The sequence below is a fragment of the Delftia acidovorans SPH-1 genome (genome assembly GCF_000018665.1).
GTDB lineage: Bacteria > Pseudomonadota > Gammaproteobacteria > Burkholderiales > Burkholderiaceae_C > Comamonas > Comamonas acidovorans.
In genome coordinates this window covers 1305192-1319863 of sequence record NC_010002.1, presented here as the reverse complement: position 1 = coordinate 1319863, position 14672 = coordinate 1305192, and the positions used below count along the sequence as shown (strand labels likewise).

Genomic DNA, 14672 nt, shown 5'->3' with positions numbered 1-14672 from the left:
ATAGCGTCGTAGACAACAGAAAGGGAATGCTATGGCAAGCATCACGCGCCAGGCCTATGCCGAGATGTTCGGCCCCACCGTGGGCGACCGCCTGCGGCTGGCCGACACGGCCCTGGTCATCGAGATCGAGAAGGACCACACGATCTACGGCGAAGAGGTCAAGTTCGGCGGCGGCAAGGTCATCCGCGACGGCATGGGCCAGAGCCAGCGCATGGCCGCCGACTGTGCCGACACCGTCATCACCAATGCCGTGATCATCGACCACTGGGGCATCGTCAAGGCCGACATCGCCATCAAGAACGGGCTGATCGCAGGCATAGGCAAGGCCGGCAACCCGGACATGCAGCCGGGCGTGACCATCGTCATCGGCCCCGGCACGGAAATCATTGCGGGCGAGGGCATGATCGTCACGGCCGGCGGCATCGACACGCACATCCACTTCATCTGCCCGCAGCAGATCGACGAGGCGCTGACCAGTGGCGTGACCACCATGATCGGCGGCGGCACGGGCCCGGCCACGGGCACCTTCGCCACCACGGTCACGCCCGGCCCCTGGCACATGGAGCGCATGCTGCAGGCCGTGGACGGCTACCCCATGAACATCGGCCTGCTGGGCAAGGGCAACGCCAGCCAGGCCGCGCCGCTGCGCGAGCAGATCGCGGCGGGCGCCATCGGCCTGAAGCTGCACGAGGACTGGGGATCGACGCCCGCCGCCATCGACTGCTGCCTGGGCGTGGCCGACGAGACCGACACCCAGGTCGCCATCCACACCGACACGCTCAACGAGGGCGGCTTCGTCGAGGCCACGGTGGCCGCCTTCAAGGGCCGCACCATCCACACCTACCACACCGAAGGCGCGGGCGGCGGCCACGCGCCCGACATCATCAAGGTCTGCGGCGAGGCCAACGTGCTGCCCTCGTCCACCAACCCCACGCGGCCCTACACGGTGAACACGCTGGACGAGCACCTGGACATGCTCATGGTCTGCCACCACCTGGATGCCTCGATTGCCGAGGACATCGCCTTCGCCGAAAGCCGCATCCGCCGCGAGACCATCGCCGCCGAGGACGTGCTGCACGACCTGGGCGCCTTCTCCATGATCTCCAGCGACAGCCAGGCCATGGGCCGTGTGGGCGAAGTGGTGCTGCGCACCTGGCAGACCGCGCACAAGATGAAGGTCCAGCGCGGCAGCCTGCCGGGCGACAACGCGCGCCACGACAACTTCCGCGTCAAGCGCTACGTGGCCAAGTACACCATCAACCCCGCACGCACGCATGGCATCGCCCATGTCGTGGGCTCGGTCGAGGTCGGCAAGCTGGCCGACCTGGTGCTGTGGCGGCCGGCGTTCTTCGGCGTCAAGCCCAGCCTCATCCTCAAGGGCGGCAGCATCGCCAGCGCCGCCATGGGCGACCCCAACGCCAGCATCCCCACGCCCCAGCCCGTGCACTACCGGCCCATGTTCGCGGGCCAGGGCAGCGGCGTGGCGGCGGCCAGCCTCACCTTCGTCTCGCAGGCCGCCCAGCAGGCCGGCGTGGCAGACCGCTACGGCCTGCGCAAGCGCACCGTGGCCGTGGAAAACTGCCGCAGCGTCAGCAAGCGCGACATGGTGCACAACGACTGGCAGCCCGACATCAGCGTCGATCCCGAGACCTACCAGGTCGTGGCCGACGGCCAGCTGCTGACCTGCGAGCCCGCCACCGAGCTGCCGATGGCGCAGCGGTATTTTCTGTTCTGATCACCCCATGCTCACCGTCAACAAACACATGCCCCAGGGCGGCGGCCTTGCCGCCGTGCTGGTCAGGCGCGCCGCCACGCTGGAACTGGACTGGGACATGCGCCAGAAGAGCCGCTTTGCGGCAACGGACTCCACGGGGCGCGAGCTGGCCGTGGTGCTGGCGCGCGGCAGCGTGCTGCGCGGCGGCGATGTGCTGGTGGCCGAGGATGGCAGCCTGGTCGCCGTGCGCGCGGCGCCCCAGGCGGTGTTGCGCGTGACGGCGGCCACGCCGCTGGGCCTGCTGCGTGCGGCCTACCACCTGGGCAACCGGCATATCCCGGTGGAGGTCACCCCCACCCACCTGCACCTGGAAAACGACCCCGTGCTGCACGACATGCTGCTGCGCCTGGGCGCGCAGGTGGCCCTGGTGGATGCGCCCTTCGAGCCCGAGGCCGGTGCCTATGGCGGCGGCCACCGCCACGGCCATGACGCCAGCTTTGCCGAGGACCAGGCACTGGCACAGAGCGTGTATGCGCTGCATGATCATGGGCACGCACACGGCCATTCCCACGATCATTCCCACGGGCATGAACATGGCCACGATCACAGCCATGACCATGACCATGATCACAAAGGCTGCTGCGGACACGGGCACGGCCACGACCATCCGCATGGCTGACCTGTCGATACAGGGGCTGTGCGCCCTGCTGCACCTGGCATCGCCCCAGCTGCCCGTGGGCGGCTTCAGCTATTCGCAGGGGCTGGAGGCCGCCATCGAGCACGGCCTGGTCACGGATGCCGGCACGGCGCGCACCTGGATTGCCGATGCGCTGGCCCACGGCTTTGCACGCTGCGAGGCGCCGCTGTGGCTGCTGCTGCGCCGGGCCTGGAGCGCAGGCGACGAAGGGGCAGTGCACGAATGGAACCAATGGTTCATCGCCAGCCGCGACAGCCGCGAGGCCCGTGCCGAGACGCTGCAGATGGGCTGGTCGCTGCACAGCCTGCTGCGCTCCGTGCCCTGGGGCGGCGAGGCCTTTGCGCCCCGCATCGCACAACTGGGCGCCCTTGTGGAGGGAGCGGGCCTGGCCTATCCCACGGCCTTTGCCTGTGCCTGCGCCGCCGTGGATGCCGACGAGGACCATGCCCTGCTGGCCTATGGCTTTGCCTGGCTGGAGAACCAGGTGGCCGCCGCCATCAAGGCCGTGCCGCTGGGCCAGGTGGCGGGCCAGAGCCTGCTGCTGGCCCTGCATCCGCTGCTGGAGCAGGCCGTGTGCGAGGCACGCCGCCGCGCCAGCGAGGCGCCGCCCCGGCTGGACACCATGCTGCCCCAATGGAGCGTGCTGCAGGCACGGCACGAACACCAGTACTCCCGGCTCTTCCGGTCCTGATCACTCACCCCAAGTCCACCATGAACACCCGCACCAAGAAACTCCCCCCGCTGCGCGTCGGCATCGGCGGCCCTGTCGGCTCCGGCAAGACCACGCTGCTGGAGATGCTGTGCAAGGCCATGCGCGCCCACTACGACCTGGTGGTCATCACCAACGACATCTACACCAAGGAAGACCAGCGCCTGCTGACGGTGGCCGAGGCCCTGCCGCCGGAACGCATCATGGGCGTGGAGACCGGCGGCTGCCCGCACACGGCCATCCGCGAGGACGCCTCCATCAACCTCGAGGCCGTGGACCGCATGCTGCGCCAGTTCCCCGAGGCGGACATCGTCTTCATCGAAAGCGGGGGCGACAACCTGGCCGCCACCTTCAGCCCCGAGCTGTCGGACCTGACCATCTACGTGATCGACGTGGCCGGTGGCGAGAAGATTCCGCGCAAGGGCGGCCCCGGCATCACCAAGAGCGATCTGCTGGTGGTCAACAAGACCGACCTGGCGCCCTACGTGGGCGCCAACCTGTCCATCATGGAAGCCGACACGCAGCGCATGCGCGCCCACAAGCCCTATGTGATGGGCAGCGTGAAAAGCGGCAAGGGCCTGCGCGAGGTGATCGACTTCATCACCGAGCGCGGCCTGCTGCCGCCCATGCCCGCGCAGGGCTGAAGACGGCCGCGCACGGCCTTCAGCGCTGCGGCGTGCCGCTGGTGGCCTTGGCCTTGGGCAGGGTGGCCGCGCTGCTGGAGGACACCAGCGGATGGCCGGTGGAGGTGGCGGCACCATCGGTCTGGCGCCAGGCCGAGGGCTTGGGCGCCACCATGGGCTGGGGCGCGGCGGCAGGCGCGCGGCTGCGGTTCCAGGCCGGCAGCAGCACGCGGCGCACAAAGCCCATGTCCAGCGCCAGCCACAGCAGCACCGGGCACAGCGTGGGCACCATCAGCCCGCCCATCTGATAGGCGTAGACGATGGCCTCCAGCTGCCATGTCTGTATGCCCAGCACGTTGAGGTCAAGCCGTGCCGCAAGGCACAGCTGCATCAGCACCTGCGAGACCACGCTGAAGGTCTGCAAGGGCAGCAGCGCCACATAGCCCACCAGGATGCGCCACCACCGGCCCGGCCCCCAGGCCGCCAGCAGCATGGCCACCAGCACCGGCAGGCCGTAGCCGTAGCGGGCGGGATCGACCTCGACGATGGCCTCGGCGCGGCGCCAGCCGGTCTGCTCGTTGGAGACCTGGACCGAGGAATTGACGACCAGGTTGCGGGGCGTCTCCAGGTCCACGCGCTGCACCCAGCCGTTGGCGGCGTTCTCCAGCACCCACTTGCTCATGCCGGACACCGGCACGGCCAGCCAGCCGGCCGCCAGCGTCCAGGCCAGGGTCAGCACCACGATGCCGCCCATGGCCAGGGCCGCGAAGCGCGAGATGGGATTGCGTCCGATCATGGCCTGCTCCTCAGGCGGCCACGGCGGCGGAAGCTGCAGCGGCGGGCGGCAGCGGCGGCTGGCCGCCATCATCCTGCGACGGCGCCTTGCGGCCGCTCCAGCGCACCCACAGCAGCCAGAACACCAGCACGTCCAGCATGATCAGCGCCTGCCAGAGGTATTCATGCGCGAAATTGAAGGCCGTGGTGCTCCACTGGCCCAGGTAGAACAGGCTGATGACGCGCAGCACGTTGATGGCCTGCACGGCCACGAAGCCGGCCAGCAGGCCCGCCAGCTTCTGGCGCCATGACGAGGGGAAGGCCATCACGGCGGCAAACAGCACGATGTAGGCCTCCAGGCCGTTGCAGCCGGCCTCGATGGAGACGCCGAAGCCCGTGGCCGTGTTCCACAGCACCTTGCCCGTGGCCGAGGCCGTGCTGTCGAACCAGGTCACCAGCGAGGCGCAGATGTGCGCCAGAAAAGACGTCCAGGGCAGCACGATGTGCTGCTGCACCCAACTGAGCAGGTTCAGCCCGAACATCGTCAGCTGGATGGCCAGAAAGATCAGAAAGAAGCGCAGCATGGCAGGTCTTGGAGTGTTGGTTGCCGGGCTTGCGACCTGGCAGTTGCGAAACAGTGTCCCTCTATAGGCTCGCATTATCTTCGGACCGCTCAAAGACGACAAAGGCCGGTGCGTGAATCACGCCACCGGCCCTTGCCGTCACGGGCGCATCACCGACGCTCGCGCCTGCGCATGGCCCCCAGCGCCATCAGTGCCAGCAGGGACGACATCAGCATCAGGCCCCACTGCGACAGCGTGGGAATGCTGGCCGTGGTGTCCGGGCCCGGCTTGAGCGGCGTGGTGGTCGTGCTCTTGTCGTTGTCGGGATTGCCATCACCGGGTACCGAGACCGTGGCCGAGTTGACCAGCGGGCGGGCGCCCTTGTAGGGCTTGTCCAGCTTTGTCTCCAGCGTGAAGACCGCCGTGCCGCCCTGGGCCAGCTGCGGCACGCTGCAGGTCACGGTGCGCGTGCCGCTGGCGTAGCTGCAGCCTGCCGAGGCCGAGACGAACTCCAGCCCGGCGGGCAGCACGTCGGTCACCGAGCCGCCTGCGGGCGACTGAGGATCACGGCCGTAGTTGGTGACGGTCAGCGTGTAGCTGGCCGTGTCGCCATCGTCCAGCGGGCCGGCGGGGCCCTGCTTGCCGATCCCCAGGTCCACGGCATTGCCCTGGCGGCTGGTGGAGGTGCGGTCGGTGGTGGTGTTGTTGACGATCACATCGCCGCCATTGCTCAGCCATTCCGTCTCGAAGGGCTTGACCGAGGCCTCGTGGTAGATGGTGCCGCCCGATGCCTTGTCGGGCAGGGTCTGTGCGCGCATCTTGAACTTGATGGTCATGCTCTGGCCCGGAGCCAGCGCCGGGATGGTGCACTGCAGCGGCCCGCTGGTCGCGTTCAGCGCCGGCTGCACGCCGCACCAGGATGCGGAGGCGCCGGGAATGCCGGCCAGCGCCAGGCCGTTCTGGTAGCTGAAGGTGGCCGTGGAGCCCGATGCGGGGAACTTGTCGGTCACGACCACCTGGGTGGCGTAGGAGGGGCCGGAGTTGGTCACCGTGATGGTGTATTCAGTGTCCTCACCCAGCACCAGGCCGTCCGCCGTGTGGCGCATGCTGATGTTCACATCCAGCTCGGCGCGCTTGAGCCGGGCCTTGGCCTCGGCCTGGTTGTTGGCCTTGGTCAGCTCCTCGGTGGTGGTGTCCACGGCGACCGTGTTGAGGATCTCCGTATCGGCCGCCAGATCGCCGCGCGAGCGCATCTTGTAGGTCACGGTGTACTGCGCGCCTGCAGCCAGCTGATTGGTCCAGGCGCATTCCAGCGTGCCGCCCTGCACGCCATCGGTGGCAGCCGGAGTACAGGTGCCGCCGCCGGTGACCGTGGGCGAGCCGATGAAGATGGCGTCCGCAGGCAGCACGTCCTTGAGCGTGACATTGGCGGCCGACGAGGGGCCGTAGTTGGGCACCGTGACCGTATAGGTCAGCGGCTCGCCCGCAGCCGCCACCTTGGGCGAGACCTGCTTTTGCGCAGCGATTTCCGCGATGGCCTGCACGGTGATGCTGGCCGTAGAGGAATCGTTGCCGGGATCGGCGTCATGGATGTCCAGGGACTGGGCCGAGGCCGCGTTGGCATAGGTGCCGGTGGTGGCGCGCTTGGGGCGGATCTTGACCTCGATCACCACCTCGGCCTCCGGAGCCATGGAGGTGATGTCGCAGGTCAGATCGCGCGTCTCGCTGTTGACGCCGCCCGAAGGGGTGCCGCAGCTGGCGTTGGCGCCGGAGACGATGCGGCTGGAGACAAAGCCGCCGCCCGGGTACGTGTACGGCACGGGATTGCCGGCCTCGTCCAACGGGTCGACGCCCACGATGCGCACACCATCGGTCTGCTTGACCAGGGACTGCAGCGAATCGCGCACGCGGACATTCGTCACCGTGGTGCTGGCCGAATGGTTCTTCACCACCAGCTGGTAGGTGACCTCTTCACCGCTCTTGATGGAGGCCGGCGGCACAGGGCTGACCACGCTCTTGACGATGCCCACATCCACCTTGTCGGCAGACACGGTGACGGTCGCGGAGGTGGTGGCCGACGCATTGTCCCGACCGATCACGCCCGCCGAGGCGTTGTTGGTGAAGTCCAGATGGCCCGAGGCCAGCGTGACCTTGGCCCTGACCGTGATCTGGCGGCTGGCGCCCACGGCCAGGCCCGCGGTCGAGGTGCAGCTCTGGGTGGCGCAGGTCCAGTCACCCGCGCCGGTGCCCGCACCGGACATGCCGATGACGGTCATTCGGTTGTCCGCAGGGGTGTCGGATACGGTGATCAGCTGATTCGGCAGCACAGGCATGGGACCGTTGTTGGTCACCGTGATCGTGTACTGGAACTCCTCACCCGCCAGTACCGGGCGGCTGGGGCCGGCCTTGACGAGGCGCAGCCGCGCATCGTTGCTGAAGCTCACCGCCGCGCTATCGGTGTTGTTGGTCTTGTTGGGCTCGTTGAGTTCGGGTGGAACCCCGATCACGCCCTGGTTGACCAGTTGCGCACCCGGCGTTCCGCCCGCAGCCACGCTGGCCTTGAAGCGGATGGCCTGCATGTTGGCGTAGCCGGCCACCGGGTACTCGCCCGCATGGGTGCAGGTGATGGTGCCGCTGTTGTGGCCGCAGTTCCAGGGCGCCGTGCTGCCGTCGAAGCCCGTGAAGGTCACGCCGGCCGGCAGGGTGTCGGTGACGGTAAGGTCACGAGGCACGAGGGAGCCGCCTTCGCGGCGCGGCTGCAGCGTGTAGGTGACCTCGGTCGCCTGCAGCGCATCCAGCACCGTGGGCGCCACCTGCTTGCGCAGCGAGACATCCACGAACTCGCTGCCGCTGGAAACCACGGCGGCGCTGGCGGTGTTGTTGCCGGACTGGCCGTCAGGCATCTCGGTGCTGGCGTCCTTGTAGCCCTTGACGCTGGCAGCGCCGGCAATGGTGCCGCTCATGTTGGCGATGGCCGGCACGGAGATGGAAGGCAGCACGGCGCCGGGCAGCACCGGGCCGCCGCGCGTGCAGCTGAGCTCGCCCGAGATCAGCGGATAGCCCGAGGCGGGCGTACAGCTCCAGCCGCTGCCTGAGGGCACGCCCGTGACCACGGCGCCGTTGGGCACGGGGAAACGCACCACGGTACGGCCACCGGCGGGGACCTCGGACGGGCCCTTGTTCTGCACGTCGATGGTGTACTGGAAGGCGCCGCCGTTGGCGACGCTGGCGGGAGCCGCTATCGCGATGGCCAGATCGGCGGCCTCGGTGGTGGTGAAGTTGCGGTCCAGCTGCGTGTTGTTCTGGTCGTTGTCGTAGTCGGGCGAGGCCATGCGCGCGCTGGCCACGGCGCGCCAGTTGGTGCCGACGGTCGGCAGGATGACCTCGAAGCCCACGGACTTGAAGCCATCGGCGGGCGCCAGGTTGCCGATGTTGCAGACCAGCGTGTTGTTGCCTGCGGTGAGCACCGTACCAGCTGCGGGTGCCGTGCAGGAGATGCCGCCCGGGCTGCTGCTGTAGCCCTGGAACACGGCGCCCACGGGCAGCACCTCGGTCAGGGTGACGCCTACGGCGTCGGGACCGATGTTGTTGTGCCTGACCTTGGCCACATAGGTGAAGGTGCCGCCGGCAGGGCCTGCCGATGCGTCCTGTCCGTCATAGAGACCGTCCTGGTTGACCAGGATGTCGGTGTCGGCCGGCGCCGCCACGGCAGCCGCTGTTGCCAGCAAGCCGCCGGACAGCAGCGCACGCGCCAGCCAGCCCTTTCTCGTGAAAGCCATACAAACCTCTCTTTTGCTTCGTTGACAGCGCCGAATGCCGCAGGCACGGACGCACGAGGTGCCCGGCTGGAACAGCTCTGTCAGAAAGCCGGCTACCGGGCGCACCAAAAGGAGGCATGATGGTTCTTTATTACCGAAAGTAAATATGATCTGGAATTTTTAACAAAAGTGAGTATTTAGAAGTATTTGTGAGTTTTTCGTGAGTCGACCTTTTCCGGTCGTTTTTCCTCACGGAACGCAGACGTGAAAAAGCCGGTGGCAGCTTGGCTGGCACCGGCTTGCAATGCTGATCTGCCGCGCGCTGGCGCGGCAGTGAGCAGGCACTAAGGCCTAGGGAATGCGGCGGGGCAATCCTTGTGAGGAACTCACGCCAGCAGCGCGTTCACGCGCCTGACGTAGGCGGCCGGGTCTTCGGGCATGCCGCCTTCGGCCAACACGGCCTGGTCGAACAGGATGTTGGCCAGGTCATGGAAATGCACCGAACCGTCCAGCTTCTTGACCAGCGGATGCTCGGGGTTGACCTCCAGCACGGGGCGGGCGTCCGGCGCCTGCTGGCCGGCCTGCTTGAGCAGGCGCGCCAGCTGCAGGCTCATGCCGCCGTCCTGCACCACCAGGCAGGCGGGCGAGTCCACCAGGCGCGTGGTCACGCGCACGTCCTCGGCCTTGTCCTTGAGCGCTTCCTTGAGCTTGGCCAGCAGGGGCTTGAAGGTCTCGGCCGCTTCCTCGGCCGCCTTCTTTTCCTCTTCGTCCTGCAGCTTGCCCAGGTCCACGGCGCCCTTGGCCACGGACTGCAGCGGCGTGCCGTCGAATTCGGTCAGGTAGCCCATGGCCCATTCGTCCACGCGGTCGGCCATCAGCAGCACCTCGATGCCCTTCTTGCGGAAGACTTCGAGCTGCGGGCTGTTGCGTGCGGCGGTCAGGGAGTCGGCCGTGATGTAGTAGATCGCGTCCTGGCCTTCCTTCATGCGGGCCTTGTAGTCGGCCAGCGAGACGATGGCCTCGTCCTGGCTGGTGGAGGAAAAGCGCAGCAGCTTGGCGATGCGTTCCTTGTTGGCAAAGTCCTCGCCCAGGCCTTCCTTGAGCACGGGGCCGAACTCGGCGTAGAACTGGCTGTACTTGCCTTCCTTGGCCTTGTCCTCTTCGCTGACCACGTCGGTGACGCCGTCGGCCGCCGCGTCAGCGGCAGCGTCGTGGCGATCGTGCTTGGCCAGGTCTTCCAGCATGGACAGCACGCGCTTGGTCGAGCCGTCGCGGATCAGGCGCACGTCGCGGCTTTCCTGCAGCAGCTCGCGGCTGACGTTCAGCGGCAGGTCGGCCGAGTCGATCACGCCCTTGACGAAGCGCAGGTAGCCGGGCATCAGCGCCTCGGCGTCATCCATGATGAAGACGCGCTTGACGTAGAGCTTGACGCCGGCCTTCTTGTCGCGGTTGTAGAGGTCGAACGGCGCCTTGGCCGGGATGAACAGCAGCTGCGTGTACTCGGTGTTGCCCTCGACGCGGTTGTGGCTCCAGGTCAGCGGGTTCTCGAAGTCGTGGCTGATGGCCTTGTAGAAGTCCTGGTACTGCTCGGCCGTGATGTCCTTCTTGGGACGTGTCCACAGCGCGCTGGCCTTGTTGATGGTCTCCCACTCGCCCGTCTTCTCCATGGTGCCGGGCTGGTCGTTCTCGCCGTCCTTCCACTCCTCTTTTTCCATGAGGATGGGCAGGCTGATGTGGTCGGAGTACTTGCCGATGACCTGCTTGATCTTCCAGGCGTTGAGGAACTCCTCGGCCTCGGGGCGCAGGTGCAGCGTGATGCTGGTGCCACGCTGGGGGCGCTCGATCTGCTCGACCTCGAACTCGCCCGTGCCGCCGCTGGTCCAGCGCACGCCTTCGGAGGCCGGCAGGCCCGCGCGGCGTGTTTCCACGGTGATCTTGTCGGCCACGATGTAGCCCGAGTAAAAGCCCACGCCGAACTGGCCGATCAGCTGCGAGTCCGACTTCTGGTCGCCCGACAGCTTGTCCATGAAGGCCTTGGTGCCGCTCTTGGCGATGGTGCCCAGGTTGTCGATGGCTTCCTGCTCGCTCATGCCTATGCCGGTGTCGGCAATGGTCAGCGTCTTGGCAGCGGCGTCGAAGGACACGCGCACTTCCAGGTTGGGCTGGTCCTCATAGAGGGAGGCATCGTTCAGCGCCTCGAAGCGCAGCTTGTCGCAGGCGTCGGAGGCGTTGGAGACCAGCTCGCGCAGGAAGATCTCGGGGTTGGAGTACAGCGAATGCGTGACCAGGTGCAGCAGTTGCGCAACTTCGGCCTGAAAAGAATGGGTTTGCTTGCTCATGCAGACAGTGTCCTATGTCCTATGGGTTCACAACAGGGAAAAAATCAGCCCTCATCTCGGGCCGGCGAGCGCATTATCAAGACCCCGCCGCCCCTGTGGCGGCGCAGGCTCTGGACGATTGTTCACTTTTTCGCCCTCACGGCGGGGCTGGCGCAGGGCTATAACTGCGCCACTTTCCGCTGTGCGGCGGACGGTGCGCGCAGGGCCCGGGCGCAATGGCGGGCCTGCTTCAGGAGATTTTCCATGCACAGCTCTGTTCAAAAATGGTCCGCCGAATTCCTCGGAACCCTGTGGCTGACCCTGGGCGGCTGCGGTGCGGCCGTGCTGGCCGCCGCCTTCCCGCAGGTGGGCATCGGCCTGGTCGGCGTCTCGCTGGCCTTCGGCCTGACGGTGCTCACGGGCGCCTATGCCTTCGGGCCCATCTCGGGCGGGCACTTCAACCCGGCCGTCTCCGTGGGCCTGGCCATGGGCGGGCGCTTTGCCTGGAGCGAACTGCCGGGCTACATCGTCTCGCAGGTGCTGGGCGCCATCACGGGCGCGGCCATCCTCTATGTGATCGCCACGGGCAAGGCCGGCGCCGACATCGGCGGCTTTGCCACCAACGGCTACGGCGCGCATTCGCCGGGCGGCTACGGCATGACGGCAGCCCTGGTCACCGAGGTGGTGATGACCGCCTTCTTCATCCTGGTCATCCTGGGCGCCACGGCCAAGCGCGCGGCGGCCGGCTTTGGCGGGCTGGCCATCGGCCTGTGCCTGACGCTGATCCACCTGATCTCGATTCCCGTGACCAATACCTCGGTCAACCCCGCGCGCAGCACGGGCCCGGCCCTGTTCGGTCCCGAGATCGCCATCTCGCAACTGTGGCTGTTCTGGGTGGCCCCCATCGTGGGTGCGCTGATCGGCGCCGTGATCTACAAGGCCCTGCTGGCCAACCCGGCCAACGAATAAGGCCAGGGACGGGCGCTGCAGGCGCCCCGCAGCAGACTCAAGCGGCTGGCGACAGCCGCTTTTTTCATTGAATCTTTGGTGAAACACGGTTTTCGTTTGTTGCATGGCGGCAACGCGAAGGACTTTCACCCGGCAAAAACCGGCCAACTTTACGAAACAGAAACCGAACGCTAGTGATTCGCAATAACAATTCGCGGGCTTTCATCGGAGTGAACATGAGCAAAATCCAACAAATCCTCCCCCCCGCGAACGTCACGCAGCTGGCCCTTGCCGCTGCCCTGTGCCTCGCGGGCACCTCGGCCTTCGCGCAGACCAGCACCACGCTGGGCACCGTGAACGTGACGTCTTCGAGCGAAGCGCCCGTCAAGACCGACAACGCCTCCTCGGCCAAGTTCACGGCCCCGCTGGTGGACACGCCCAAGACGGTGCAGGTCATCAACGAGGAAATCATCAAGCAGACCGGCGCGACCAGCCTGCAGGAAGCCCTGCGGTCCACGCCCGGCATCACCTTCGGCAACGGCGAAGGCGGCAACCCCTCGGGTGACCAGCCCTTCATCCGCGGCATGGATGCCCAGGCCAGCACCTTCGTGGACGGCATGCGCGACATTGCGGCCGGCACGCGCGAGGTGTTCAACCTGGAAGCGGTGGAAGTCATCAAGGGCGCCGATTCGGCCTACGCAGGCCGTGGCGGCGCTGGCGGCTCCATCAACCTGGTGACCAAGAAGGCCAGGAACGAGAACTTCATCACCGGCGACGTGGGCCTGGGCACGGACAGCTACCGGCGCGCCACCATCGACGCCAACCGCGTGCTGGGCGAAGGCGTGGGCCTGCGCCTGAACGCCATGGTGCACGACGCCGACGTTCCCGGCCGCAGCGGCCCCGAGAACAAGCGCTGGGGCATTGCCCCCACGGTGACCTTCGGCATGGGCACGCCCACCGAGGTCTCGCTGTCCTGGCAGCACCTGCAGACCGACAACATTCCCGATGGCGGCGTGCCCTACCTGTACAGCAGCACGGCTGCGGCCGGCCTGCGCGGCGGCAGCGTGGTGCGTCCCACCTACGGCAACAGCCGCGACAACTGGTACGGCCTGACCAGCCGCGACTACGAAAAGGAAAAGAGCGACCTGTTCACGGCCACCGTGGAACACAAGTTCACCGACACCCAGAAGTTCCGCAACAGCCTGCGCTACAGCAAGACCGAACAGGACTACCTTTGGACCCAGCCCGACGACAGCAAGGGCAATGTCGTCAATGGCTATGTGTTCCGCCGAGGCAATGCACGCGTGGCCGACATCAAGACGCTGCAGAACCTCTCGGAATTCACGGGCAAGGCCCAGACCGGCAGCGTGGGCCACAGCTACGCCTTCGGCCTGGAACTGTCCAAGGAAAAGGCCGAGTCCCGCACCGCCGCGCTGCAAACCACCAACACCACCTGCACGGCCGCCAGCCTGTGGTGCGCCTCGCTGAACAACCCCGACAGCAGCCCGCTGTGGAACCTGCCCGTGACGCTGGGCGACCCCAGCCACAACCAGATCGACACCGTGGCGCTGTACGGCTTCGACACGCTGAAGTTCAACGACCAGTGGCTGCTCAATGCCGGCCTGCGCATGGACCACTACAAGATCAGCTCCTCCGGCCCCGCCGGCCGCACCACGCCGGCCTATGACCTGAGCCGTTCGGACACATTGTTCAACTACCAGCTGGGCCTGGTCTACAAGCCGGCCACCAACGGCAGCATCTACGCCAGCATCGGCACCTCCTCGCGCCCCGGCGGCTCCATGCTGGGCAACGGCAACGAGGACCTGGGCATCTCCACCGACCAGCTGGCCAACCTAGCTCCCGAGAAGACCCGCTCGCTGGAGCTGGGCACCAAGTGGGACCTGATGGAAAAGCGCCTGGCGCTGACGGCCGCGCTGTTCCGCAACGACGTGACCAATGCGCGCATCACCGAAAACGGCGTCACCTACATGGGCGGCAACAAGGTGGTCAACGGCGTGGAACTGGGCTTCACGGGCAGCGTGCTGCCGGGCCTGAGCGTCTTCGGCGGCTACACCTACATGGACAGCGAGCAGAAGAACGCAGGCGCTGGCAGCGTGGCCAATGGCCAGCCCTTCCCCAACACGCCCAAGCACAGCTTCAGCCTGTGGACCAGCTACAAGCCCATGGCAAAGCTGACCTTGGGCCTGGGCATCTACGCCCAGAGCAGCGTGAACCAGAGCTACATCCTGTCCACGGTGGATGGCGGCATCGTCACCAAGGGCGCCAGCGGCTATGCGCGCTACGACGCCATGGTGGCCTACCAGATCGACCGCAACCTGACCGTGCAGCTGAACCTGTACAACCTGGGCGACAAGGTCTACTACAGCGGCATCCGCTCGCCCCACTACGCGACCATGGCCGCAGGCCGCTCGGCCGTGGCCTCGCTCAAGTGGACGTACTGATCTGCTGATCGCCCCGCGCGAACGCGCAGCGGCTTGACGCTGCGCAGATCACCGCAAAGCCCCGCAGGCCATCGCCGCCTGCGGGGCTTTTTTGCGGGACACTCGC

10 protein-coding genes are annotated in these 14672 nt (G+C 67.0%); 6 read left to right on the top strand and 4 right to left on the bottom strand.

Features of this window, described 5'->3' with window-relative positions:
* Positions 1-31: 31 nt before the first annotated feature.
* Genes ureC through ureG form a run of 4 tightly spaced genes read left to right on the top strand, consistent with a single transcriptional unit; the run spans position 32 to position 3764 of the window.
* A complete protein-coding gene (gene ureC / locus DACI_RS05990) occupies positions 32-1735 on the top strand; it encodes an urease subunit alpha (RefSeq protein ID WP_012203113.1) in 1704 nt (567 codons plus the stop codon).
* A 7-nt stretch (positions 1736-1742) separates the two neighbouring features.
* Positions 1743-2393: an urease accessory protein UreE gene (gene ureE, locus DACI_RS05985; RefSeq protein ID WP_012203112.1), complete on the top strand. Its 651-nt coding sequence runs from the start codon at positions 1743-1745 to the stop codon at positions 2391-2393.
* The gene (locus tag DACI_RS05980; RefSeq protein WP_012203111.1) at positions 2386-3102 is read left to right on the top strand and encodes an urease accessory protein UreF; all 717 of its coding nucleotides are present in this window, start codon (positions 2386-2388) and stop codon (positions 3100-3102) included. Before ureE ends, DACI_RS05980 begins: the two co-directional genes overlap by 8 nt.
* A 20-nt stretch (positions 3103-3122) precedes the next feature.
* Positions 3123-3764 (top strand): urease accessory protein UreG, encoded by a 642-nt coding sequence (gene ureG / locus DACI_RS05975; RefSeq protein WP_012203110.1) that lies wholly within the window; start codon positions 3123-3125, stop codon positions 3762-3764.
* A gap of 19 nt (positions 3765-3783) precedes the next feature.
* On the opposite strand, the gene DACI_RS05970 is transcribed toward ureG, so the two are convergent.
* The 4 genes from DACI_RS05970 to htpG form a co-directional block, all read right to left on the bottom strand.
* Complete coding sequence (locus DACI_RS05970; protein WP_012203109.1) at positions 3784-4539, bottom strand: exosortase H-associated membrane protein; 756 nt, start codon at positions 4537-4539, stop codon at positions 3784-3786.
* Positions 4540-4549: 10 nt separating this feature from the next.
* On the bottom strand, positions 4550-5101 hold the full coding sequence (xrtH, locus tag DACI_RS05965; RefSeq protein ID WP_013804335.1) for an exosortase H: 552 nt from the start codon (positions 5099-5101) through the stop codon (positions 4550-4552).
* A 149-nt stretch (positions 5102-5250) separates the two neighbouring features.
* Positions 5251-8859, bottom strand: coding sequence for an IPTL-CTERM sorting domain-containing protein (locus tag DACI_RS05960; RefSeq protein ID WP_012203107.1), 3609 nt, complete (start codon positions 8857-8859; stop codon positions 5251-5253).
* Positions 8860-9224: 365 nt separating this feature from the next.
* Positions 9225-11177, bottom strand: coding sequence for a molecular chaperone HtpG (htpG, locus tag DACI_RS05955; RefSeq protein WP_012203106.1), 1953 nt, complete (start codon positions 11175-11177; stop codon positions 9225-9227).
* A 243-nt stretch (positions 11178-11420) separates the two neighbouring features.
* Here htpG and aqpZ point away from each other — a divergent pair, with 243 nt between their 5' ends.
* Together aqpZ and DACI_RS05945 are read left to right on the top strand one after the other, a co-directional pair.
* Positions 11421-12125 carry an aquaporin Z gene (gene aqpZ, locus DACI_RS05950; RefSeq protein ID WP_012203105.1) on the top strand — a complete coding sequence of 235 codons (705 nt, stop codon included), beginning with the start codon at positions 11421-11423 and terminating at the stop codon, positions 12123-12125.
* A 215-nt stretch (positions 12126-12340) separates the two neighbouring features.
* Entirely contained in the window at positions 12341-14566 is a 2226-nt protein-coding gene (locus DACI_RS05945; protein ID WP_012203104.1) for a TonB-dependent receptor, read from the top strand.
* Positions 14567-14672 lie beyond the last annotated feature (106 nt).